This window comes from Butyrivibrio sp. WCE2006 (genome assembly GCF_000701985.1).
GTDB lineage: Bacteria > Bacillota > Clostridia > Lachnospirales > Lachnospiraceae > Butyrivibrio.
Window position 1 is genome coordinate 17,852 of sequence record NZ_JNKH01000018.1, and the last position, 23,189, is coordinate 41,040.

A 23,189-nucleotide genomic window follows, 5' to 3' on the forward strand; every position below is an offset into this window, starting at 1 on the left:
TGTGAAAAGGTATTGGGGAAGATGTTTAAAACTCCTTACGCTGGGGCTTTCGCTGACGCTTTGTATAAATGCCGGAGGCGCTCCTGTTAAGGTTCATGCAACCGAAGAAACAAAAAAAGCGTTGGAAGAAGCAAAAGACAAACTTAGTAAAACTAAGGATCAGTTAAGCGAGACCAAGGATCAACTAAGTGAAACCAAAGATCAGCTGGATGATAAAAAAGAGGACATTTCTACAATGCATAAGGAAAAGAGTGTCCTTGAGAACAAGCTTAGTGATCTTAATGATCAGTTAAGCGAAGTCAGCAGTAATCTCTCTGATCTCGAGGATCAGATTGATAAAAAGGAAGATGAGATCACGCTTACACAGGAAGAGCTTGCGCAGGCAATAATTACCAGGGATGAGCAGTACGCTGCCATGAAAAAGCGCGTTATGTTTATCTATGAGAAGCAGAACTTTATGCTTCATGATATGCTTGCTAATGTGGGAAGCTTTGCTAACTTTTTGAATCACACTAATTATGTTGCATCTCTTTCAGCTTATGACAGAAAGATGCTGGAGCAATATAAAGAGACCTGCGTAAATATTGATGCCAAGGAAAAGGAACTGCAATCAGAGAAGACACAGCTTGATGAATATAAAGTCGAGGTTAAGGCGGAGCAGAGCAGAGTATCCGGGCTTGTAAGTAAAACCAGTGGAAGTATAAATGAATATAAACAGAATATTTCTAATGCTGAGTCTGAAGCAAAGGACATAGAAAATCAGGCAAGAGAATATGAGGATCAGGCTAAAGAATACGAAGCACAGATGGAATCTCAGAATGCTGACGTTAAAGCTCTTGAAGCAAAGCTTGCAGAAGAAATCAGATTATCAAAGCTGGCTGCAAAGTCAAAGTGGAGAAATATATCTGAGGTGACATTTGCTGAAGGAGACAGGTATCTTTTGGCAAATCTGATTTATTGTGAGGCCGGGGCAGAACCATATGAAGGAAAAGTTGCTGTCGGCGCAGTTGTTATTAACAGAGTACTTAGTTCTGTGTATCCTGACACAGTGGTTGGAGTCATTTATCAGTCAGGTCAGTTTTCTCCTGTGGGAAGCGGACGCCTTGCTCTGGCACTTGCCAATGGAAGTGCTACAGAGGCCTGCTATCAGGCTGCTGATGCTGCAATGAGCGGCGCAACAAATGTAGGAAATTGTGTATATTTCAGAACACCGATTCCGGGGTTAAGCGGAATAAATATTGGCGGACATGTATTCTACTGATCTTTATATGAGCAGATCTAGGTATTGCACAAGCTTAGCGGGAGCCATGCAAGTCAACTTGGCGTGGTGTTTTCAAGATTAGCCGGGCTTGTAATGTGATTATTCGAAGAAAGCGCTTTAATTATCGGTGCTTCAAGCGCAGAGATGCTGTTTTCATAAATGGCATCCATGAGGTCGCCAAGCGAATTAAGCGCTTTTTTTAGTTGATGTTCATCAATCAGATGCTGCTCAAAAGCATCAGATAGTTCATCCAGATCAAGAATACGTATCTTTCCATCGGGATAGATCACAACATCTGCAAGAAGGTCTAATGTCAGAACAGAGTTTTCCTCAGGTCCCTTCTGGTAGTCTACAATATCACAATACCAGTACATTAAAGTGGAATCGTAACGGTAAAACTTACTTATCTTGTAGCCACGCTTCAAATAATAGCATGAATAGCCATGGGATAAATCAGAGCGTGGGTGGATGGCTTCCCATGCAGTGACAATGGTGTTATCATCACATTGCAGGATTTTATCATTTTTAAGTAGAACACATTCATTTGGAATTAAACGCTTACGGTAAAGAACAGGGTAACTCATCATTCCCCCAATCTGCGCATCTTGCGCTGCTAATATCGTTAGAAGTTAGAAAAATATTACCGCGATGAGTGTAAGAAGTCAATGAAATTAAAGGATAGGATTTATAATGAAGAACGCTATCTTTAAAAGTATATATACAATTATTGTTTTTGTAGTATCTGTTTTTCTCATAGGACATTTTACTAACGTAGAAACCGTAGATATGACTGCCGAGATGGGAAAGGCTACATTTCCTACAGTAACCTTTGATTTAAATGGCAGAGAGGTCAATATGCTCCACGGTTATGCCACAGAAATGGAAGTGGCACACATGAGAGGAGAGATAATCACCACCAGTGCATCAAGAGGTGTTTCATTTAAGCTCAATACCTATGGAGAAGCGGTCACAAACCTTAAATTTGAGGTCAGACAGGTTTCAGGTAACAGCCTTGTAGAGAATTCTGATATTACTGATGTGACAACAGACGGAGATATTATCAGCGGAAAATTCCAGATAAAGGATCTGATAGATGCCGGGAAAGAGTATATGCTTGTAATTCTGGCTGATGTTAATGGGAAGACAGCACGCTATTATACCAGAGTTATATGGCCTGAAAATCAGGATTCCTATCATCCTGAGGAAGCAATTTCGTTTGCTTTGAATTTTTCAAATAAAAGTTTTGATAAAGCCGGTGCCTCAGAGGAATTATCCAAGTATATGGAATCTAATTCAGAGGGGGATAATTCATCCTTTAGTCATGTCACAATAAATAGCAGTTATGATCAGCTTACATGGGGGAATCTTAACATAACAAACCATACTGAGCCTAGGGTTATGGTTCGCGATATTCAGCCTCAGACATCTATTATTGGTCTTGAGTATCAGGTGACCCAGAAGACTGAGGATGGATCTGAGAAAATCTATAACATAGAGGAAGCATATAGAATCAGATATACCTCTGACAGAATATATCTGCTTAATTTTGACAGAACCATGAACTATATATTTAATGCGGATATATCGGATATCACTGATAATGTGATAAGTCTTTGGATTACTGATCCTAACGTGAGTGTTAAGGAAAGTGATGGCGGTAGCATATTTGCTTTTATCAGTGAAGGAAGACTCTATGTTTATAACAGCAATGAAAACAAGATTGCTCTGGTATTTGGATTCTACGATGAAGAGAATAATGATGAGAGGGACACCTTTAAAGGGAATACCATTCACATATTAAGTGTTGATGAAGCTGGAAATGTAGAATTCGCAGTATCCGGATACATGAATCGTGGAGAGCATGAAGGCTGTGTCGGAAATGCTATATACAAATATGACTCTCAGTTAAATACCATAGAAGAAATGGTTTTTGTACCATCTACTCTTCATCAGGATATTGTGAGGGCTTATTCGGAAGGCGTCCTTTATGTAAGTAAGGGCGGGGAGCTTTTCATTAGAATAGACGGCGATGTTTACATGATAGACCTTGAACAGAGAGGCCAGAAGAAGATAATTGAAAACCTTTCTGAGGACAGATATTCGCAGTCGGATTCAGGAAGTATCATAGCATGGCAGGATGAGAGTAAAAAATCTGTGCAGATAATGAACCTGAGTACTCAGATTCAGTCAGAGATAAAGGCTGATGCAGGAGATCTTGTCAGGGTTCTTGGATTTATGGGTGAGGATCTGGTTTACGGAATGGTCCATGAGTCGGATGTGCATATGGACCGCATGGGAACCACGGTCTATGGAATGTACAGCATTCATATTGTGGATAGTGAAGGAAATGTTCTGGAAAACTACAGCCCACCGCAGGGAGTTGTCACTAATATATCGATAGAGGATAACCTTATAAGGCTTTCCCGTGCACAATGGAATGATGGAAGTGGCCTGTATGAGGAACTGATAGATGATCAGATCATGAATACATTGAAAAAAGAGGTGGGAAGTAATTTCATCTCTGTAGCAGCTACGGAAAATTATAAGAATATAACGCAGATAAGTGTTAAGAGCAATATAAAGACAAAATCATTGATCCTGCAGACGCCTAATATGACATTGTATGAGGGAAGTCGCGAGGTTGAAATAAAATCGGACAGAGATTTTGAAAGTGAACCTTACTACTTTGTATATGGCATGTATGGTCTTATAAATGTATATGATAATCCTGCGGATGCGGTGAACGGCGCATATAATGCACCGGGTGTTGTGACTAATGATGAGAACCAGTATGTATGGGTAAGGGGAAATCTTCTGACATCTAATCAGATTATGTACATAACAAATCTTGCTGAGAATTATGAAAACATGACGGCTGAAGATTCCACAAGCGTTTGCCTTGATATGATCCTGCAGCACAAGGGAATTAGTGTTAATGCTAAATCAATGCTTGAACAGGGAGAATCTGTAGTAGATATTCTGAAGAATAATCTTGTAGGGGCAAGAGTGCTTGAGCTTGATGGATGTCCTATGGAAGCGATGTTGTATTACGTTAATCAGGATATTCCGGTTATGGCTACATTAAATGATGGAAACAGTATCCTTATCATTGGATTCAACGACCTTAATACGGTTCTTCTTGAACCTTCTACAGGACAGGTTTATAAGCTTGGACGTGGGGATACTACTTCATTACTTGAGAATAATGGTAATCACTTTATAACCTATCTGCCGGGAATCTCAAATTAAGAGATTCTTGAAATAAAAACTAATAAATAAGCTCCACCATGCTTGATAAAATCTTGCCTGGTGGAGCTTATTTGTTAATTCTGAGTATCGAGTTCGCCCTTCTTGTAACGAGCGATAATGCTGTTGATACGTTCTACCGGATTGAGGAGATCACTGATAGAAGCATCGTGGTTCAGTGTATCAATAAGGTAAGCGATATACTTACTCATATCACAGCTGATGTACCATTCACGTGAGAGAAGCTCAGGTGTCTGATAAATCAGGTTGGTTGTGAGCACTCTGTCGATAAGACCTTCTTCATAAGCCTGATCGAATTTCTCAAGACCGCTTGTGAAAAGACCAAAGGTAGCAAATGCGTAGATATGTGCTGCCTTTCTCTGTTTAAGAGCCTTAGCTACGTCAAAGATACTCTCACCTGAGGAAATCATATCATCAACAATTACAACATCCTTACCCTCAACTGAGGTTCCAAGGAATTCGTGGGACACGATAGGATTTCTTCCATCAACAACCTGTGTATAATCGCGTCTCTTATAGAACATACCAACATCCAAGCCCATAACACTGGCAAGATAGATTGCACGTCCCATACCACCTTCATCGGGAGAAATAACCATCATATGGTCTGAATCAATCTGGAGACCTTTGATGTTGCGGAGCAGTGCCTTAATGAACTGATATGTTGTACGAACGGTTTCAAAACCATTTAACGGAATAGCATTCTGAACTCTGGGATCATGTGCATCGAATGTGATGATATTATCGACACCCATGCTTACGAGCTCCTGAAGAGCAATTGCACAGTCAAGAGATTCTCTTGATGTACGCTTGTGCTGACGACTCTCATAGAGGAAAGGCATTATAACAGTAATTCTTCTTGCCTTACCACCTACGGCAGCAATTATTCTCTTAAGATCCTGATAGTGATCATCAGGAGACATGTGATTTTCTTTTCCAAAAAGTGAATAAGTTAAAGAGTGGTTGCAAACATCAACCATAAGATATAAGTCGTCACCTCTGACAGATTGTTTGATGACACCCTTTGCTTCGCCGCTTCCAAATCTTGGTACTTCAGCGTTCAAAAGGTATGAGGGACGTTCATAACCGGTAAAAGCAAGACTTCCTTTGTGCTCGTTTTCGCGTTCCTGACGCCATTTAACAAGGTAATAGTCTACCTTTTCCCCTAGTGTCTCACATCCTTTAAGTGGAATAATTCCAAGTGAACCAACAGGAATAGTTTCAAGGTTGCGTTTTTCTTCTCTTCTTGGCATTGCCAAAATTCCTCACTTTCTATACTGTACCTTTTTCATAATGCGAATATCCTTACCGGTCAGCTTGCATAGATGATATGAGCTGGCAATTCTTGAGGATACACGCTCAGAGTACATGGACTTTATATCATCCAATGAAAAATTGGTGGTGATAATGGTAGATTTATTCCGGTTCAAACGCTCATTAATGCAAGTGAAAAGCTGGGGAATAGATGTGTTAGTAACATGCTCTGTCCCCAGATCATCGATAATGAGCAGATCTGTATTATAAAGGTCATCATATAAGGCCCTGAGCTCTTCTGATTTTCTAAAATCGAAGGTATTAGACTGAATCAGTGAAAAGAGCGAAGCTGCGCTAAAATACAGTACTGAGTGCCCCATATCAAGGATCTCTTTAGCTATACAGATTGAAAGGAACGATTTACCAGTACCAACTGTACCATAAAAGAGCAGATTTGGGTATAAAGTTTCAAAATTCTTAATAAAATCTTTCGAAGTTTTAACTGCACCACGAAAACGCTCCAGATCCTCGCCCTGATAATATGCATCAGACATCAGACTGAAATTTGCATTCTCTGCAAGTTTGTTTATATTTGACTGAGCATAAAGACGCTCAATGATTTTCTGTTTGAAGCATACACATTTTTCGTTATTTACGTAGCCGGTATCTTTACAGATAGGGCAGTCGTACTGCATTTGAAGGTAATCCGGTGACAGACCTGCTTCCTTTAAAAGGCTTCTTTTCCTGGAAGTAATCTCTGCAAGCTGTTTGTGGAGATCATTTCTGTCGAGCTTTTCTCCGCTCAAAAGACGTCTTCCGAAAGCAGCACTGCATTTTCCGGTCTCCTGTTCCAGATCAAGATATCCGGGAACATGCTCCTCTACATATTTAATACGCTTTGATAGTTCACTTCTTCTAAGGGTGCGCACTCTTTCATAGTCGTGCATGATTTCATCGTATTGTGTATTTGTCAAAGCCATACCGGGTCCCTCGTGATTTTAAACTGTTTAATTATCCAAAAGCTGCTGCTCGATGCTTGAAAGGTTATAATCATTTTGCTTAAACTGATGGAAACGACTGCTTGACTTCACAGAGTCTGCCTTTTTGGATATCTCTGCCTTGGCAGTATCTCTGCCAAATGCGGAGTCGAGAGCCTTAACATCTGCAAGAGTCTTGACGCCTTCCTTATACCAGCTCTTTAAAATTCCATCGCAGTACTGCAGGCGCTTAACCTGAGTCTGAAGAACAGTTCTTCTGCAGGCTTCAGTTATTATTGAAAGAGAAAAACCGTATTCTCCCTGCCATCTGTCAAAATACTGTAATTCAGCGGGAGTAGGAGCATTTTGCATACCGAGCTCTTTCATAATCTGATAAGCAGCTCTGTTTGCAGTGTTTTCCTGTGTGGCCTGAGATGTTGTTTTTATTCCTTTTTCATGCCAAGCCATAGCTACTCTGCGGACATAATCAAAGTCCTTTTTGCCCATGCTTGCGCAATGCTGTAAAAGGTAATCAAGAAGATCCTCTGAGAAGCCAAGATCATCCTGTATATAATAGATGGTTTTAATCTCATTGGGATTTAATGTGCGTCCAAAATACTGCTCTGCAACAAAGAGCATCTGAGGATTCTCCTTGTGCTCGGGTTTCTTGGCTACAGGCTTTTTTACAACAGAGTATCTTGGCTGCTCGTTTGGAATTGTAGCAGTTAAGTCCGGTGTATTATTAATACGTACTGAATGAAGGTTTGTAACCTTTGAAGGTTTCTTGGGCACAATATCCTGCATATGAATGCCGACAAGCTGTCCTATGGCATCGTATTCAAGACCGATCAGTCCGAGATTTTCCCAGTATGAGAGTGCACGCTGAACGTCCTTTTCTGTGTAGTTAAATTTATCTGCAAGGTCAGAGACACTTGTTGCAGTCCCTGAACACATCATACGAAGAAGATAAAGGTAAACCTTTATCTCTGCATCGTTTGCATCTGAAAGATATTCATCTATAAATATATTGGAAATTGATGTCATAGACATTATTGAATTCTGATTGATAGTAACTCGCCCCATCATGTGCTTTCTTCACCCACTTTTTTCATATTTTTTTTATAATTCTCTCTAATTCGTTTTGAATTATACACAAAAAAAATATGTATGCAAATGGGTAAAATGACGATAAAAATCCAGACTACGACTGGGTTTCGGGATTTTGGACCCTCTGTGGACATTGTGGATAACGTGGATTATTGTAGCAAAAAATAAATGGAAAACCGCCAAATCACTAGAAAGTTTCCAAGTGATATTGGCGGAAGTTATCCACATGAAATTTCAATTAAATTGTATAAGGTGTAAGTGGATAGCGTGGAAAATCATAGACCTAAAAGGTCATTAGCGATATCTACGACATTCCCTGCCCCCATAGTTATCAACATGTCATCCTTCGTGCAATTTTGCAGAAGAAATTTTTCTATCTCGTCAAATGACGGAAAATAATAGCATTCATGACCTAAAGATTCGATTTTTTCCTTTAATGTCCTTGAACTGATGCCAAGATTATCGGTCTCTCTTGCCGCATAGATGTCTGCAAGGACAATCTTATCAGCAGGAAGAAGTGCTTTTGCAAAGTTATCCATAAGAGCTTTGGTCCTTGTGAAGGTGTGTGGCTGGAATACAACCCAAAGCTTCTTGTGAGGATAGTTACCTGCTGCATTTAATGTAGCAGAGATCTCGGTCGGATGGTGAGCGTAATCATCGATGATGGTGAGGCCATCTACAGTACCCCTGTATTCAAAACGCCTGCCTGTTCCGGTAAAGGAGCATAAGCCTGATTTAATAGCGGCTTTGGGAATCTCAAATACATCGGCAGCCGCCGCTGCAGCCATGGCGTTGCTGATATTGTGTTTGCCCGGAACTTTAAGTGAGATATCAAAACCGTCGGAATTCTTCCTATTAATATGGAACGAAGCGTTTCCAAAATCATCATATGTAATATCAGTGGGATAATAGTCAAATTCATCTGAAAAACCATAGGTTTTTATTTTGCAGGTAAGGCCTTTTGTGAGCTCTGACAAATTGGGAATCTCACCATTTATTACAAGAGTACCGTTTTCCGGAAGCAGCTTGGCAAACTTGTGAAAAGAATTCCTGATATCATCAAGGTCCTTGAAAAAGTCCAAATGATCCGCATCAATATTTAATATGATGCCTACACCAGGGAAAAAGCTCAGGAAGCTGTTAGTGTACTCGCAAGCTTCCGTAACAAAATATTTAGAACCACCGATTCTGAAATTGCCGCCGATGTCCTTTAATACTCCGCCGATTGAAATTGTAGGATCAAGATTGCCTTCAAGCATGATCTTGGAAATCATTCCGGTAGTAGTTGTCTTGCCGTGAGTTCCGGAAACTGCAACAGGAAGATAGTAATGCTTCATTATCTGTCCAAGGAGCTCTGCTCTTGTAAGCATAGGGATAGAGAGCTCTTTAGCTTTGATAAATTCGGGATTATCAGGATGTATTGCTGCTGTGTACACAACAAGATCAGGCGTTTTAGCTGCTTCGAGATTCTCAGACTTTTGACCTATGAAAACCTTTATTCCGGCATTCTCAAGTGATCTGGTTGCATCTGATTCTGAGCGGTCAGAACCGCTTACAGTAAAACCCCGATCCTTAAGAACCATCGCCAAACCACTCATGGAAACACCGCCGATTCCGATAAAATATGCATTTATTGGATTATCAAAATTAATCTGATACATGTCGTTCCTTTCTGAATTATGTTTAATATAAAAGATGTATGGGGCAAAAGTAAATTTTACCCATTACTGATGACTGATGATACGAATTGCTTTGCTTCTTTGAAACTCTCGCAATTCTAGAACATTCGGAATCCGCTAATTTACTGCGTAAATTGCTACTTCGTCATGTTTTGCGGGTCAGGAGTCATGATGCGATTTATGCAAGCATAATCGCATTATGACCTTTTGACACTATCATCATATGTACAAATATACCTAAAAGATACTACTAACATTTTGTTATGTCAAAGTTTGAAAAAACTCCTAAACACTAGGAAAAAAAGGCGACTATTTTTGTAAATTCGTTCACTTTAAATATCTTATGTGATATACTTTAATTGGTAGTTTTTTGAGGTGGGTTTTTTAAATCTGCTAATAATAACCTGTAATATTATTATATGACAACGAGGTCTTAGCATGATAAAAAAAGAAATGATTGCCATGTTATTGGCGGGGGGTCAGGGCAGCAGATTGGGCGTTCTGACGTCAAAGATGGCAAAGCCAGCAGTTTCATTTGGCGGTAAATACCGCATCATCGATTTCCCATTAAGTAACTGTATCAACTCGGGAGTAGATACGGTGGGTGTACTTACACAGTACAGACCACTGCGCCTTAATTCGCATATTGGTATAGGTATTCCGTGGGATCTTGACCGTAATATCGGTGGAGTGACAATTCTTCCTCCTTATGAGAAGAGTGCCAACAGTGAATGGTACACCGGTACGGCTAATGCAATTTTCCAGAATCTTGAGTACATGGAGAATTACCATCCTGATTATGTGCTCATCCTTTCGGGTGATCATATTTACAAGATGGACTATGAGACTATGCTTGATTTCCATAAGGCAAACGGTGCAGATGTTACCATTGCAGTTATGCCTGTTCCGATTGAGGAAGCAAGCAGATTCGGTATCATGATCACTGATGAAGACAGGAAGATTGTAGACTTTGAGGAAAAACCTGAGAAGCCTCGTTCAAATCTTGCATCCATGGGAATCTATATTTTCTCCTGGGAAGCTTTGAAGGAAGCGCTCATTACAAATCAGGATCAGCCCGGACTTGATTTTGGTAAGCATATTATTCCTTATTGTAAGGAAAAAGGACAATCACTTTATGCTTATGAATTTGACGGCTACTGGAAGGATGTAGGAACACTTACATCTTACTGGGAAGCAAATATGGAGTTGATCGATATTGTTCCCGAATTCAACCTTTACGAAGAGTATTGGAAGATTTATACAAGGAATGAAGTACAGCCGCCGCAGTATCTCGGACCTGAGAGCTCAACCTCCAGAAGTATTATCGGAGAGGGTTCAGAGATTTACGGAGAGGTTCATAATTCAGTAATCGGCTGCGGTGTTAAGATTGGAAAAGGAACAGTAGTAAGCCATTCCATCATAATGAACGGAACAGAGATTGGTGAAAACTGTAATATTGAGAAGGCTGTAATTGCCGAGCAGGTTAAGATTGGAAACAATGTTAAGCTTGGTGAGGGCGATGAGGTTCAGAATGAGACCAAGCCCGGAATTTACAGAGATGGAATCGTAACTATCGGAGAGAAAACAGTTATTCCTAATGGTGTAACAGTTGGTAAGAACACAATGATCTCCGGTGTAACTACCGATGCAGACTATCCTAACGGAGTTTTGGATAGCGGAAGAACATTAGATAAGGCAGGTGATAGGTAGTGAGAGCGATTGGAATTATTCTTGCCGGAGGCGGCAGCAATCGTATGCATGAGCTTTCAAAAAACAGAGCAGTGTGTGCAATGCCGGTAGCCGGATTTTACAGAAGTATAGATTTTGCATTAAGTAATATGACAAACTCCCACATTCAGACAGTGGCAGTTTTCACACAGTATAACGCAGGTAGTTTGAATACTCATCTTTCTTCATCAAAGTGGTGGGATTTCGGACGTAAGCAGGGAGGATTATATGTTTTCACTCCCGCTGCAAAGGCCAACGGTAACCTCTGGTACAGAGGAACAGCCGATGCGATTGCACAGAACCTCAGCTTTTTAAAGAGCTGTCATGAGCCGTATGTTGTTATCACATCCGGTGACTGTGTATACAAGATGGATTATAACAAGCTCCTTGAGTATCATATTTCAAAGCAGGCTGATATCACGGTTGTCTGCAAGGATGTTGCAGCAGATATAGATACTGAGAGATTTGGTACTATCAGAATGAACGAGGAGAGCCGCATTGAGGAATTTGAAGAGAAGCCGGTAGTGGCAAGATCAAACACAATTTCCTGCGGTATATATGTAATCAGACGCAGACAGTTAATAGAGCTTATTGAGAAGGCGCAGACAGAAGAGAGATTTGACTTCGTTAGGGATATCCTGGTTCGTTACAAGGATATGAAGAGAATCTACGGTTACAAGATCAAGACCTACTGGAACAACATCGCGTCAGTTGAGGATTATTTCCGTACAAATATGGATTTCCTCAAACCTGAGGTAAGGAATTACTTCTTTAATGAGTATCCGGGTGTTTACACAAAGGTTATTGACCTTCCACCTGCAAAATATAATGTTGGTGTCAAGGTTTCCAACAGTCTCATTTCCAGTGGATGTATTATCAACGGAATGGTTGAGGATTCAGTGATCTTCAAGGGTGCATTTATCGGTAATAATTGCTATATCAAGAATTCAATTATTCTGAACGATGTTTATATCGGAGATAATACACACATTGAGAATTGTATTGTGGAGAGCCACGGTACTATACAGGCTAATTCCTATTACAAAGGAGAGAATGATATTAAGGTAGTAGTAGAGAACAACGAGAGATATGTGATCTGAAATAAATAGTATTGCAATGTAATCTGTATTCATTATGTATAGTAACAAACAACAAAAAGGGGGATATATCGAATGAATATTACAGATGTTCGTGTCAGAAAAGTAGCAAAGCAGGGAAAGATGCGTGCAATAGTTTCTATCACGCTGGATAATGAATTTGTCGTTCATGATATCAAGGTGATAGAGGGCGACAAGGGTTTGTTTATCGCAATGCCCAGCAAGAAGTCAGTAGATGGAGAGTATCGTGATATTGCCCATCCGATTAATTCTGATACACGTAGATTGTTGCAGGATACAATTCTTAAAGCCTATGATGAGGCTTCAGATGAAATAATCGATTCAAGACCGGTTGCAGAGGAGCAGGCACCTGCAGGAGTAGGAAGTTTGTTCTAATGACAATTCAGAATGTGTTATATTATATGGGGAGTGACGTTTTCGTCGCTCCCCATATTTAATGTAAGGCTTAGTATCAGGATAGCGATATTTTCTTTATAATAAGCTTTACGGAATTAAGCGGGTAAGCAAGAAGATTCAGGCTTACCGGTAAGATTGCATAGCGAGGTATATATGTATTTAATAGCAGGACTTGGAAATCCCGAGAAGAGATATAACGCCACAAGGCATAATGTTGGATTTGGCGTGATAGATGTTTTATCAGAAAAATATGATATAGACTTAACAGAGATGAAATTTAAAGGAATGTATGGAAAAGGAAGAATAGGAAGTGAAAAGGTGATTCTCCTTAAACCTCTTACATATATGAATTTAAGCGGAGAGTCTATAAGACCGGTTGCGGATTATTTTAAGATTGATACAAAGAGCGAGCTTATTGTTATATCAGATGACATAGATCTTGATCCCGGACGTATCAGAGTCCGTCCTGGCGGAAGTGCAGGTGGTCACAATGGATTAAAGAATATTATTGCACAGCTTGGACATGATGAGTTTTCAAGAGTAAGAGTCGGGGTTGGAAAAAAGCCACCCAGAATTGATCTTGCGGACTGGGTTCTTGGTCATTTTGACAAGGAGGACACAGCATATGTCATGGAAGCAATGGAACATGCTGCAGATGCCGTAAAAACAATTATGGAAGAAGATGTAAATGCAGCTATGAATAAGTGGAACGGTGTTAAGCCGGAATAAGAGGTCATTATGAGAGCCATAGAAGCGCCCCTTCAGGAGCTGGAGGCATTCCAAAAAATAAATAAATATCTTGAAAAGCCTTTTGCATGTGCGGAGGTCTCCGGATGTATGGATTCGCAAAAGCTACATTTTATAGCAGGACTTGCTCAGGATTTTAAATACAGAATAATTGTGACTTATAGTGATATCCGGGTTAAGGAGATATGCGAGGACTATAGATTTTATGACAGGAATGTTACTGTCTATCCTGCAAAGGATCTGATTTTTTATCAGGCAGACATTCATTCAAATGATATAGTCAGGGAGCGCATAAAGTGCTTGAGACGCCTTATAGAGGGACGACCTGTTACGGTAGTCACGACTTTTTCGAGCCTTATGACACCTCAGATTCCTATTGATGTCATAAGGGATAATGTTCTGAAGATAGATAAAAGAAAACCGGTAGATGAGAGAGAAATAGCTAAAACTCTTTCCAAAATCGGATATAACAGAGTATATCAGGTAGGCGCACCCGGAGAGTTTTCAGTGCGCGGAGATATCATAGATGTATTTGATCTCACAGAGGAAAATCCCTATCGTATTGAACTCTGGGGAGATGAAGTTGAGAATATCAGAAGCTTTGACATTATGACCCAAAGGTCTATAGATAAGCTGGAATCCATAGAGATTTATCCTGCGGCGGAAATTATCTTAACAGATGATGAAAAGAAGCAGGGGCTTAAGAAAATGGAGAGCGAAGTAAAGCTCGTCTATCAGAAGCTCAGGGATGAGTTTAAGACAGAAGCTGCTCACAGGATAAAGACCTCCTTTGAGGAATTAAAGGAGGAACTTACTGAACTGGAGCTTGAGGTAAATCTTGAGAGCTATATCAGATACTTTTATGACAAGACGGTTACATTCCAGGAACTATTCCCGGCAGGAAAATCCTGTATTTTCATAGATGAACCACTGCATGTACTTGAGCATGCGTCAGCGGTGGAGAATGAATTCAGGGAGAGCATGATTCACAGATCTGAGAACGGGTATGCACTTCCTACTCAGATGGACCTTCTGTATTCTGCGGATGAATGTATTGCCAGGATGAAGAGCACCAGAAGGGTGATGGTTTCAGCACTTTCTGCTCCTGAGGGACTAAATAAGTTTGAGCCTGAGGAGAAGGTGGAGGTACATGCCAGAAGTATAGCTCCTTATAATAACAGCTTTGAATCACTGGTTCATGACCTGAAGGGCTTTGTGAAAAAGGGTTATCGGGTACTTATTTTATCCGGATCCAGAACAAGGGCAAAGCGAATTGTTGAGGATCTGCGGGATCAGAATGTGACAGCTTTTTATAGTGAAAATCCCATGAGAGAGCTGGAATCCGGTGAGATAATGACATATTATGGCAGGATTTTAAAGGGATTTGAATATACTGATCTGAAATTTGCGGTTATTTCAGAAAGCGATATTTTCACAGAACATAAAAAGAAGAAAAGAAGGAGTTCAAAATCCAAGTACAGCGGCGAGAAGATATCAGGATTCTCAGACCTTACTGTTGGGGATTATGTTGTACATGAGGATCATGGCCTCGGTATTTACAAAGGAATTGAGAAGATAGAAACAGACAACGTTGTCAGAGACTACATTAAGATAAGTTATGCTGACGGCGGGAATCTGTACGTCCTTGCAACGGGCTTAAATGTTATACAGAAATACGCAAGCGGTGATGCAGGTGCCGATGGTAAGAGCAGAAAACCCAAATTAAACAAGCTTGGAACCGGTGACTGGAAGAGGACTAAGAACAAGGTAAGAACTGCAGTAGAAGAAATTGCAGACGATCTTGTGGAGCTGTATGCCAAAAGACAAAACAGCAATGGATTCCAGTTCAGCAAGGATACAGTATGGCAGCAGGAATTCGAAGATGCCTTTCCTTTTGATGAGACAGAGGATCAGCTGACTGCCATAGCCGATACAAAAGACGATATGGAATCGGCAAGGATTATGGACAGGCTTGTCTGTGGTGATGTGGGATTCGGCAAAACAGAGATTGCAATCCGTGCGGCATTTAAGGCAGTGCAGGATGGGAAGCAGGTTGCCATATTAGTACCTACCACTATACTTGCTCAGCAGCATTACAACACTTTTACAGAGAGGATGAAGGACTTCCCTGTAAGAGTGGATATGATGTCAAGATTCCGCACCTCATCTGAACAGAAAAAGACGGTAGAGGATCTGAGAAAAGGGCTGGTTGATGTTGTAATAGGAACCCACAGACTTTTATCCAAGGATGTTACCTATAAGGATCTTGGTCTTCTTGTGGTGGATGAGGAGCAGAGATTCGGAGTTACACATAAGGAAAAAATCAAAAAGCTCAAGGAAAATGTGGATGTATTAACGCTGTCTGCAACACCTATACCGAGAACCCTTCATATGTCACTGGTTGGAATAAGGGATATGAGCGTGCTTGAAGAAGCGCCTATGGACAGACAGCCGATTCAGACCTTTGTCTGTGAATACAATGACGAGATGGTGAGAGAAGCTATTTCCAGAGAGGTGGCAAGAGGAGGTCAGGTTTATTACGTTTACAACAGAGTAAATGATATAGCTGATGTGGCAGCAAGGATTCAGAAGCTGGTTCCGGAAGTTAACGTATCCTTTGCCCATGGACAGATGAAGGAGTCGGAACTTGAGAAAATCATGTATGACTTCATCGACGGCGAGATAAACGTACTTGTATCAACTACTATCATAGAGACCGGGCTTGATATATCCAATGCTAATACCATGATCATTCATGACTCTGATCAGATGGGACTTTCCCAGCTCTATCAGCTCAGAGGACGTGTCGGAAGATCAAACAGAACAGCCTATGCTTTTCTTATGTACAAGAGAAACAAGATGCTTCGTGAGGTTGCTGAGAAGCGACTATCTGCAATAAGAGAGTTTACAGATCTTGGCTCAGGCTTTAAGATAGCAATGCGTGACCTTGAGATACGAGGTGCCGGTAATCTTTTGGGAAAAAGCCAGTCGGGACATATGGCATCTGTTGGTTACGACCTTTATTGCAAGATGCTTGGAGAGGCGGTTCGAAGGAAAAAGGGCGAAGAGACAGATGCACTTTTGGAGGACTTCTCGACAAGTGTTGATATAGATGTTGATGCATTTATTCCCAGTGATTATATAGTGAATGAGGAACAAAAACTTGAGATCTACAAGCGCATCGCAGGCATAGAAAATGAAGGAGACCGCGATGATATGAGAGATGAGCTGCGAGACAGGTTCGGTGATATACCTGAGTCAGTTGATAATCTCATAAGGATATCTCTTGTCAGGGAAAAGGCTCACAAACTATACATCCTGGAGATAAAGGGTGGAAACGGAGAGCTTGCAATCAAGATGAACAATAATGCGAGACTTAAGGCTGAAAACATTCCGGCATTTATTGCTGCGTGTGATGAGAAAATAACCTTCAGACCTGCTTCGTATCCGTTGTTTTTGTATAAATATACTAAGGATAATAATCCTGCAAAGGCAGAAAGACAGCTTCTGCAGGATGTGGAAGAGATTGTTGAAAAGATGGAAGTATTATCTGAGGATAGAAAAAGATAATACTCTTCGGATATGTTTTGATCCGGAGGATGAAAAAAGAAAAGGGAAGATATATAGCATGGACGAGATACAGATTGTTAATGAGAGATACATTACGCAGCTACGTGAACGGGTTGAGAGAAAGCTTGGGGAGAGCGATGGAACCTGTGAGATACTTCATGATGCACTTAAAAATGTAAGGGAACCTGTTGCTGATCCCAAGGTGGTTTATCAGGGAGAACCCGGAGCCTATAGCGAGATGGCTGCCATAGATTTCTTTGGAAAAGGAGTAAGAAGTCAGGGGCTTCTTCATTTTGAGGATACCTTTGAGGCAATAAAGCAGGGAGAAGCTGACTACGCTGTACTTCCGATTGAAAACTCCTCCACAGGTGCCATAAGGCAGGTGTATGATCTGCTGGCTCAGTACCAGTGCTATATGGTTGGCGAAACGACAGTCAGAGTAAAGCATAACCTCATGGTACTTCCGGATGCCGATATCTCGGATATCAAAACCGTCTTTTCTCATGAGCAGGGTATTTTCCAGTGTGAGCAGTTCTTAAATGAGCACAGAGACTGGGAAAGGGTTCCTCAGGCTGATACGGCGGGGAGTGCAAGACTGGTTTCCGAGCTTGGCGATAAAAGCAAAGCTGCGATCTGTTCTTCAAGAGCTGCCGAAATCTACGGACTTAAAATAATAAGGGAAGGTATAAATACCAACAGAACAAATACCACAAGATTTGTAGTTGTATCTCCCATGATGGAGCTGAGAGAAGGAAGAGATAAAATCTGCATCAGCTTCAGAACAGAGCATAAGGCAGGTGCTCTTCATGAGGCACTTACAGTGTTCAGAATATACGGCCTGAATCTGGTGAGGCTGGAATCAAGACCCATACCGGAGCAGAAATGGCAATATATGTTTTTTGCTGAATTTACAGGAGATTTGATGTCTACCGATATGAATCGCGTGGTGGAAGCACTTATGTGTACAGTTACTGATATCAGGATATTTGGAAACTTTGTGGAAAATCTTGAGTAATATAAGGCTGCTGATTAAGTCTGTATCCGGGTAGTGATGATACAGACTTTTTTCATATTATAGGAAATTTATTCGGATTTCCTGTAAGATGGAAAACACTCCGCGAGTGCGCGAGGATTTTGCAAGCTAAAGCTTGCGCGCACCAGCGCGCAAAGAGTCGCGAGCGACTCTTTGTTCTGTTAAGCGATTCTTTGGTGCATTTTCTTGTTTGCATTAAAGAAGTCATGTTATATTAGTGAAATAGAATTTCTACTTTCCGATTTTTAACTAAGAAAAAATAACACCAACGAGGAAGATATTGTATGTGTGGAATAGCTGGACTTATTAAGTTCCGTGGCGATGCAGAAGATAATATCCGGAAAATGAATGAGCGTATGCTGCACAGAGGTCCGGATGATGAGGGAACCTTCATAAGTGAAAACGGGGAAGTGGCGCTTGGACACAGGCGCCTTTCTATTGTGGACTTGTCCAAGAATGGTGCACAGCCTATGGTCAGCCATTCAGGAAGAATGGTAATGGTTTACAATGGGGAAATCTACAATAATAAGGATGTTAAGCAAAGGCTCATAAATGATGGCTATGCCAAAGAGTCAGATTTTCGAGGAAGCTCTGATACGGAGGTTTTGCTTGAAGCCATTGAATATTATGGAATGAAAGAGGCTCTTTCTTTGTGTAAGGGTATGTTTGGTATTGCGGTATATGACAAGGATACTCAGACAGTGACTCTGGCAAGGGACAGAGTCGGCGAGAAGCCTTTATATTATGGAAAAGTTGCAGGAGCATTTGCTTTTGCCTCTGACCTTGGATGTCTTCGAGTGATCGAAGGTTTTGATAATGCCATTAACACAGATGTTCTTGATATATATTTTACAGAAGGGTATATACCTGCGCCTTACACTATCTACAAGGATATAAATAAACTTGAGGCAGGGACTATTCTTACTATTGATGTAAAGACACTTACAACTACTGAAACGGTATACTGGTCCATGAAGGAAGTTGCGAAGAAGGGCCAGAATAATATCTTTACAGGAACCAGAAAGGAAGCAGCAGACGAACTGGAGAGACTCTTAAAAGAGTCCATTAAAGATCAGATGGTGGCTGATGTTCCCGTTGGAGCTTTTCTTTCAGCAGGTATTGATTCAAGTACGATAGTGGCGCTCATGCAGGAATTGCAGCCCGGAAAGGTCAGAACCTTCACGATCGGCATGGAGGATAAGGCTTTTAATGAAGCTGTATACGCTGGCGAGATTGCGAAGCATCTCGGGACAAAGCACACGGAGCTTTATATTACAGAGAAAGATGCAAAAGCAGTTATTCCAAAGCTTGCAAATATGTTTGCGGAACCTTTTGCTGACTCATCACAGATTCCGACATATCTCGTAAGTAAGATGACAAGGGATCATGTGACGGTATCGCTCAGCGGTGATGGCGGAGATGAGCTGTTTTGCGGATATACATCCTATGAATCAATAAGCAGAATCTGGGGTAAGATGCACGGTATTCCATATCCTGTGAGAAAAGCTGCAAGTGCACTTGTTCTTGCATCACCTTTGTCAAAGAAAGAAATCTACAGGATAAAGGGTACTATTCTTGGGGCAGAGGGACCGGTTGAACTTCACAGAATGGAGCATGAGACAGATCCTCTTACAAAGAAAATTGCACTCAAAAAAGGAACCCTTCCATATAAATACACTGAACTTAAAAATGGATTTTTAAGCGAAGTCAATCATGAGACGATGCTGATGGATATGCTTGTATATCATCCGGATGATATACTTGTTAAGGTTGACAGAACAGCAATGGCTGTTTCCTTAGAAACCCGTGTGCCTATGCTTGATAAGGATGTTGTGGAGTTTGCCTGGACACTTCCTATAGACTATCTGAGGGAAGGCAATGTTGGGAAACAGGTACTGAGAGATGTCTTATATCGCTACGTTCCAAAGCAGATGATGGAGCGCCCGAAGAAAGGATTCTCTATCCCGATCGATAAATGGCTTTTGGACAGCGACCTTCGCGAATGGGCAGAGGGACTCCTTGATAAGGAGAAGATCAGGCAGCAGGGCATTCTTGACCCTGATGTTGTTGAGAAAATCTGGACTGATTATACAGAGAATGGAATTTATCGAATTCAGATCTGGTATATTCTTATGTTCCAGCAATGGTATGAAGAGGAATTTTTGAGGTAATTATGATAGGCGCTGAATTTATTAAGGGGTATGGGCTTGGAAACCAGCTTTTTTTCTATGTCACAACCAGATGTCTGGCTGAGGAAAAAGGTGTCCCCTTTGGATTTGTAAATCCCGGTCAGGTGGGAAATGTATTCCACTCAAATAAGGGAATGTATTTCATGGATATCGATCTTGGTATAGAGATTCCAAGGGAGGATATGGAGAAATATCATATTTTTCATGAGCAGGATGACAGACTGTATATGGGGAATTCCGTCCATGATATGACAAACGGATGTTATATTTCAGGTGCGGACGCAAGGCTCTTTGAAATTGAAGATAATACGCTTATATACGGTAATCTTCAGGATCAGTCGTATTTTGAGAAATACAGGGATAAAATCAGGGACTGGCTTCATGTAAAAGAGGAGGCTGAGTCCTATGAATATACTGCCGATGATCTTTGTATCATCAATATGAGAGGCGGCGAGTACGCAAATGCACCGGAGCTTTTTCTTGATAGAAGCTACTGGCTAAATGCTATTAAGAATATGAAAAAAATAAATCCGAAGATGAGATTTATGGTGGTCACTGAGGACGAAGAGGCTGCCAGGAAGGTTCTTCCTGAGTATGAGTGCCACCATTTTGATATGGGCAAGGACTATGTCACCATAAAGAATGCAAGATATCTTATTTTGTCCAATTCTTCTTTTGCCATGATGCCGGTGATGTCCAGCACGGAATTAAAGAAGGCCATAGCTCCCAAATACTGGGCAAGGCACAATGTTTCAGACGGATTCTGGTCATCAGAGCAGAATATTTACAGCTTTTTGACCTACCAGGATAAAAAGGGAGAACTGTTTACGGCTGAAGACTGCAGAGCAGAGCTGGAGGAATATAAAAAGAAATCCGCACTGTATAAAAGGAGAAACATAAAACCGAACGGGTTTGTTACCTTTTTCCAGAATATCAGGAGAAAGCTGATATATGGAAGATTTTTTCTTCTGAAGATATTACGTTCTCTGGAGAGAAGATGCGGAATAATAAAGGTTTATGGAAATGAATGATAGTAAAAAGAAGCTGAGGCTTCCAAATGTAACGATTGCAGCGATGACAAGCGTTGACATATATGAAACAGTACAGGCTATGAAATATAGCATGCGGGATATAGAGTTTGGTGATGCGGTACTTATAACTGACAAGAAGCCGTTTTATCTGCCAAAGGACATAAGGTTCAGCTATACCACAAAGCTTGATAACATCGATAAATTCAACTATAAAATGGTCTATGAGCTGGGAAGGCATATTAAGACTGACTATGTGCTCATAGTACATGCCGATGGTTTTGTTATTCATCCTGAGAACTGGTCGGATGAATTTTTGAAATATGATTATATAGGCTCACCCTGGCCGCTTCCCACAAATGATTACGCTTACAGGGACAGTAATGGAGAGATATGCAGGGTTGGAAACAGCGTATCCATCAGGTCAAAGAGGCTGCTGGAGTATCCTGTAAAGCATCATCTTGAATGGCGCAAGGTCTATGATGGTTTTTATAATGAGGATGTATTTTTATGCTGCCTTAATAAAAATGAGATGGAGGCTCACGGACTTAAGTGGGCACCTATTGAGACAGCGGTGAAATTTGGAAGAGAGCATCCTCTTCCTGAAAATAAGGGGATTGAGCCCTTTGTATTCCATAAGTGGTGGGGTGAAAATAAGGATTACCCTAAGTTCTACAGCCCGGATAAGAGATTAAAGCATATGATTACAGCACTGTTTTTCTGGCGAAGATCTGATAAATGGAAGAGGGAGCACAATATTACATGAAGTTTTCAGTGATCATTCCTGTTCATAATGCTGAAAAGTACATAGAAGAGTCAGTTTTGTCTGCGCTTGGTCAGAGGCTTCCGGAGCAAACTTCAATAGAGATACTGCTTATTGAAAATGGATCAGATGACAATAGCGCCGGAATATGTGATAAATTTGCCGGTGATAATGATGCTGTATTTAGTTTTCATATAGGAAAGGCATCTGCCTATGAGGCAAGGCAGGAGGGTATAAGAAAAGCCACGGGAGAGTGGCTTATTTTCATGGATGCTGATGATAAGGCCTGTGAAAATCTTGTAAGTGATCTTGCAGAAGCAGTAGATATGTATGATAAAAAGGGGGTAACTCCTGATGTGATCCTATATAATGCGGCAGAGCTTGATACACCTAAGCAAAAGATGTTTAAATTCCCGTTTTTAGAAAATAAAGTATACGGGCCTACTGAAAAGAAGGATTTTTACAGACTTATGTGCTGCGGAGATTCACTTAATGCAATGTGGAATAAGTGCCTTGGAAGAGACCTTGCCTATGATATTGTCCTGGGAGATGAGGAGATGAGACTTAATCATGGAGAGGATCTTCTCCAGACTGCAAAGATAATTGATAGAGCAAAGGGTATTGCATATCTTGACCGCATACTGTATCTTTACAGAATAAATGAGGAAGGTTTGACAGGCTCCTATCACCCGGAGTTTATAAATAATCAGGCAAGGGCCTGGGAGGTTTTTGATATCTATGCAGATAAGTGGTGCAAGGGTGAATATGCAGATATCATCAGGCAAAGAAAAAGCCTTACCTGTACGATCGGGCTAAAAAAGCTCTTGTATTCGGAGCTTCAAGTTTCTGATATTAAGAGGAGACTCAAAGAAATGATGAGTTCCGGTTTTTATATTGAATATGCAAAGGGAGAACTTCCCAAATGGGCTCCGGAGGAAGATGTTTTTGTGCATTCTCTTCAGATGGCAAATAATCCCGGAAGAGCTCTTATGTTTTCCTGCAGAAAGCATAAATTAAAGTCTTTTATTAAAGCGAGGATCAGGAAAAATGGTATATGATTGCATCCCATTTT

General features: G+C 40.8%; 17 protein-coding genes. 12 read left to right on the forward strand and 5 right to left on the reverse strand.

Going from position 1 to position 23,189, the window contains the following annotated elements:
- Position 1 precedes the first annotated feature (1 nt).
- Entirely contained in the window at positions 2-1,261 is a 1,260-nt protein-coding gene (locus T501_RS12075; protein ID WP_050008287.1) for a cell wall hydrolase, read from the forward strand.
- Positions 1,262-1,314: 53 nt separating this feature from the next.
- Here T501_RS12075 and T501_RS12080 read toward each other — a convergent pair whose 3' ends face one another.
- On the reverse strand, positions 1,315-1,848 hold the full coding sequence (locus tag T501_RS12080; protein WP_442856370.1) for a ribonuclease FAU-1 family protein: 534 nt from the start codon (positions 1,846-1,848) through the stop codon (positions 1,315-1,317).
- Positions 1,849-1,951: 103 nt separating this feature from the next.
- Between T501_RS12080 and T501_RS12085 the strand changes: the two genes are divergently transcribed.
- Positions 1,952-4,510 carry a hypothetical protein gene (locus T501_RS12085; protein ID WP_044915066.1) on the forward strand — a complete coding sequence of 853 codons (2,559 nt, stop codon included), beginning with the start codon at positions 1,952-1,954 and terminating at the stop codon, positions 4,508-4,510.
- Positions 4,511-4,584: 74 nt separating this feature from the next.
- Here T501_RS12085 and T501_RS12090 read toward each other — a convergent pair whose 3' ends face one another.
- From T501_RS12090 to murC, 4 genes are all read right to left on the reverse strand, one after another.
- Positions 4,585-5,781 (reverse strand): ribose-phosphate pyrophosphokinase, encoded by a 1,197-nt coding sequence (locus T501_RS12090; protein WP_026509618.1) that lies wholly within the window; start codon positions 5,779-5,781, stop codon positions 4,585-4,587.
- Between the two features lie 12 nt (positions 5,782-5,793).
- Entirely contained in the window at positions 5,794-6,762 is a 969-nt protein-coding gene (locus tag T501_RS12095; protein ID WP_044915067.1) for an ATP-binding protein, read from the reverse strand.
- Between the two features lie 27 nt (positions 6,763-6,789).
- Positions 6,790-7,803: a DnaD domain protein gene (locus T501_RS12100; protein ID WP_049945665.1), complete on the reverse strand. Its 1,014-nt coding sequence runs from the start codon at positions 7,801-7,803 to the stop codon at positions 6,790-6,792.
- 338 nt (positions 7,804-8,141) lie between these two features.
- On the reverse strand, positions 8,142-9,527 hold the full coding sequence (murC, locus tag T501_RS12105) for a UDP-N-acetylmuramate--L-alanine ligase (protein WP_044915068.1): 1,386 nt from the start codon (positions 9,525-9,527) through the stop codon (positions 8,142-8,144).
- A 456-nt stretch (positions 9,528-9,983) separates the two neighbouring features.
- On the opposite strand from murC, the gene T501_RS12110 reads away from it, so the two are divergent.
- The 10 genes from T501_RS12110 to T501_RS20315 all read left to right on the forward strand — a co-directional run bounded on the left by T501_RS12110 (position 9,984) and on the right by T501_RS20315 (position 23,175).
- Complete coding sequence (locus T501_RS12110; protein ID WP_026509614.1) at positions 9,984-11,255, forward strand: glucose-1-phosphate adenylyltransferase; 1,272 nt, start codon at positions 9,984-9,986, stop codon at positions 11,253-11,255.
- Positions 11,255-12,373 (forward strand): glucose-1-phosphate adenylyltransferase subunit GlgD, encoded by a 1,119-nt coding sequence (gene glgD / locus T501_RS12115; RefSeq protein ID WP_026509613.1) that lies wholly within the window; start codon positions 11,255-11,257, stop codon positions 12,371-12,373. The genes T501_RS12110 and glgD overlap by 1 nt, the downstream gene beginning before the upstream one ends.
- A 72-nt stretch (positions 12,374-12,445) precedes the next feature.
- On the forward strand, positions 12,446-12,766 hold the full coding sequence (spoVG, locus tag T501_RS12120) for a septation regulator SpoVG (RefSeq protein WP_026509612.1): 321 nt from the start codon (positions 12,446-12,448) through the stop codon (positions 12,764-12,766).
- 174 nt (positions 12,767-12,940) lie between these two features.
- Positions 12,941-13,516 (forward strand): aminoacyl-tRNA hydrolase, encoded by a 576-nt coding sequence (gene pth / locus T501_RS12125; protein ID WP_044915069.1) that lies wholly within the window; start codon positions 12,941-12,943, stop codon positions 13,514-13,516.
- A 9-nt stretch (positions 13,517-13,525) separates the two neighbouring features.
- Positions 13,526-17,104, forward strand: coding sequence for a transcription-repair coupling factor (gene mfd / locus T501_RS12130; RefSeq protein WP_044915070.1), 3,579 nt, complete (start codon positions 13,526-13,528; stop codon positions 17,102-17,104).
- Positions 17,064-18,119, forward strand: a complete 1,056-nt coding sequence (locus T501_RS12135; RefSeq protein ID WP_242845523.1) for a prephenate dehydratase — start codon at positions 17,064-17,066, stop codon at positions 18,117-18,119. Before mfd ends, T501_RS12135 begins: the two co-directional genes overlap by 41 nt.
- A gap of 302 nt (positions 18,120-18,421) precedes the next feature.
- Entirely contained in the window at positions 18,422-20,308 is a 1,887-nt protein-coding gene (gene asnB, locus T501_RS12140) for an asparagine synthase (glutamine-hydrolyzing) (RefSeq protein WP_044915071.1), read from the forward strand.
- A gap of 2 nt (positions 20,309-20,310) precedes the next feature.
- Complete coding sequence (locus T501_RS12145; protein WP_026509607.1) at positions 20,311-21,357, forward strand: O-fucosyltransferase family protein; 1,047 nt, start codon at positions 20,311-20,313, stop codon at positions 21,355-21,357.
- Positions 21,344-22,120, forward strand: coding sequence for a DUF5672 family protein (locus T501_RS12150; RefSeq protein ID WP_242832948.1), 777 nt, complete (start codon positions 21,344-21,346; stop codon positions 22,118-22,120). Before T501_RS12145 ends, T501_RS12150 begins: the two co-directional genes overlap by 14 nt.
- Complete coding sequence (locus T501_RS20315) at positions 22,117-23,175, forward strand: glycosyltransferase family 2 protein (RefSeq protein ID WP_026509605.1); 1,059 nt, start codon at positions 22,117-22,119, stop codon at positions 23,173-23,175. Before T501_RS12150 ends, T501_RS20315 begins: the two co-directional genes overlap by 4 nt.
- Positions 23,176-23,189 lie beyond the last annotated feature (14 nt).

What these genes read in the sequence shown, in the direction of transcription:
- T501_RS12080 (WP_442856370.1), bottom strand. Translation starts at nt 1,848, where the DNA reads ATGATGAGTTACCCTGTTCTTTACCGTAAGCGTTTAATTCCAAATGAA.
- T501_RS12085 (WP_044915066.1), top strand. Translation starts at nt 1,952, where the DNA reads ATGAAGAACGCTATCTTTAAAAGTATATATACAATTATTGTTTTTGTA.
- T501_RS12090 (WP_026509618.1), bottom strand. Translation starts at nt 5,781, where the DNA reads ATGCCAAGAAGAGAAGAAAAACGCAACCTTGAAACTATTCCTGTTGGT.
- T501_RS12095 (WP_044915067.1), bottom strand. Translation starts at nt 6,762, where the DNA reads ATGGCTTTGACAAATACACAATACGATGAAATCATGCACGACTATGAA.
- T501_RS12100 (WP_049945665.1), bottom strand. Translation starts at nt 7,803, where the DNA reads ATGACATCAATTTCCAATATATTTATAGATGAATATCTTTCAGATGCA.
- murC (WP_044915068.1), bottom strand. Translation starts at nt 9,527, where the DNA reads ATGTATCAGATTAATTTTGATAATCCAATAAATGCATATTTTATCGGA.
- T501_RS12110 (WP_026509614.1), top strand. Translation starts at nt 9,984, where the DNA reads ATGATAAAAAAAGAAATGATTGCCATGTTATTGGCGGGGGGTCAGGGC.
- spoVG (WP_026509612.1), top strand. Translation starts at nt 12,446, where the DNA reads ATGAATATTACAGATGTTCGTGTCAGAAAAGTAGCAAAGCAGGGAAAG.
- pth (WP_044915069.1), top strand. Translation starts at nt 12,941, where the DNA reads ATGTATTTAATAGCAGGACTTGGAAATCCCGAGAAGAGATATAACGCC.
- mfd (WP_044915070.1), top strand. Translation starts at nt 13,526, where the DNA reads ATGAGAGCCATAGAAGCGCCCCTTCAGGAGCTGGAGGCATTCCAAAAA.
- asnB (WP_044915071.1), top strand. Translation starts at nt 18,422, where the DNA reads ATGTGTGGAATAGCTGGACTTATTAAGTTCCGTGGCGATGCAGAAGAT.
- T501_RS12145 (WP_026509607.1), top strand. Translation starts at nt 20,311, where the DNA reads ATGATAGGCGCTGAATTTATTAAGGGGTATGGGCTTGGAAACCAGCTT.
- T501_RS12150 (WP_242832948.1), top strand. Translation starts at nt 21,344, where the DNA reads ATGGAAATGAATGATAGTAAAAAGAAGCTGAGGCTTCCAAATGTAACG.
- T501_RS20315 (WP_026509605.1), top strand. Translation starts at nt 22,117, where the DNA reads ATGAAGTTTTCAGTGATCATTCCTGTTCATAATGCTGAAAAGTACATA.